Here is a 1,632-nt window from a genome sequence, read left to right as displayed (position 1 = left end):
TGCGTTGTTCCGGAGCTTGGGATTATCGGCGTCGAACAGGGTCGCGACGTCGTCGACGATATCGACGGCGATGCTCGGATACTCGCCCACGATCCGGCCGAGGCCCGCGGTCGCGTTCAACCGAACGCTGTCGGACAACGAGTCACGGAGGATGACTTCTCCAAGTGTCTCGGCGACCGGTTTGACTTCTTCCGGATACTCGCGCGTGATCCGCGAGAGTGCGTACACCGCGTACTGGAGTCCGTCGGCGTCGTCCTCAATGATCGTTGCAAGCGACGGAACGGCGTCCACAGCATCCTCGGGGTCTTCCTCAGCAATCGCGGCGATACATCTGGTCGCTTCACGCCTGACAGAGACAATGTTCGACTGCAGATACGGGACGAGTTCGTCGGTGAGCGGAGCGATCGCCCCCGGATCGGCATCACCAATGGCGCGGAGCGTGGCCAGCACGTCGGCCCGAGCGGGTAGCTCGTCACGTGCCAATAGTGACCGGAGGATTGGAATCGCCGGCGTACAGTCCTCTGGGCGCACTGCCGCCACCCGACGGAGTGCCTGGACTGCGTCCTTCTCCCGGAACAGATCAACGTCTTCGCGGTCCAGAAGCGCGAGGATCGATGAGATACGGACCGCCTCTGGATGCACATCGGCGAGCCGGCGGAGCCCAGTGGCCTCCTCGGCAGGCGTCTCTGCGCCCGCCGTGTACAGATTCGGTGGGGGGTCAACCACTGAGAGCAACTCGATTGCGTCGACGGAAACGGTGAAGTGATCACTATCGGGGGCGAGCAGCGTGCACTGGAGCGCCGGCGCTGCCGAGGGGCGTTCGAGTGTCACCGCGTGGAGGGAGACGTCGTGGCACAGCTGCGTTCGTTCCGCCCCATCGTCGATGTATGTGAGTTCGAATCCGGACGCATCGGCGTGGTCGTCGAGAAACGACGACAGCATCGACGCGTTCGCAGGCATAATTCCGGCAGACGTCGGGAGTCCACCGTCGGTCATTAGGTCACGAACCCACGGGAGGTCGGGATGGATGTCTCCCCGTTCGACCGCGGGAACGAACTCCCAAGCGTGGTAGTGCTCCCACCCGTCGACATCACTCAAATCGAGGTCGTCGACAACGACGTAGCCGTCCGCGTCCGGGTGCAGGTCAGCGGCGAGTGATAGCCGCTCGCGCCGGAGCGGGAACTGCTCGTACCGACCATCGGGCTGTTTCTCGCCGAGCCACTCGTCCCAGTCATCGGGGTGGCGGCCGACGATGTCGACGACACCCGGAATTGCGGCCTCCTCGGCCAGCGTCTGATTCCCGATAGCGTAGACCGCGTGCGGCGTCTCGTGGGCGAGATGACGCACCCACTCCAGCGGGACGGCGTCGTGGCGGGGATGTGGATTCACGTCGACAGTCCAGTCACGGTCGAACGCGAACACGAGCATTAGTCACTCACCTCGTTCGGCGTCGCGGGCGCCTGCTGACACAGTGTTTCCAGGAGTTCCACCTCCTGCTGCATCGACTCATCATCCACAGCCGCCATCTCATCTGCGAGGTAGCTGCGAAGCTGGTCGAACCGCTCGGTATATCGATCAGGAACGACCAACGGCACGGACTCGCGCTCGTGCTGGCCGCGCTGGTCGGGGAGC

2 protein-coding genes are annotated in these 1,632 nt (G+C 63.9%); both read right to left on the bottom strand.

The genetic code is table 11. The features are described from left to right. Positions 1 to 1,428: HEAT repeat domain-containing protein (locus tag ABEI27_RS13675; protein ID WP_375799959.1), on the bottom strand; the 1,428-nt coding region annotated here is incomplete at its 3' end. Then, on the bottom strand, positions 1,428 to 1,632 hold a 205-nt coding region (locus ABEI27_RS13670), incomplete at its 5' end, for a hypothetical protein (RefSeq protein ID WP_375799958.1). The genes ABEI27_RS13675 and ABEI27_RS13670, both read right to left, overlap by 1 nt.

The organism is Halobellus sp. (assembly GCF_042218505.1).
Lineage (GTDB): Archaea > Halobacteriota > Halobacteria > Halobacteriales > Haloferacaceae > Haloquadratum.
Note: the sequence above shows the minus strand (reverse complement) of the source record. Positions and strands in the feature narration are given on the sequence as shown.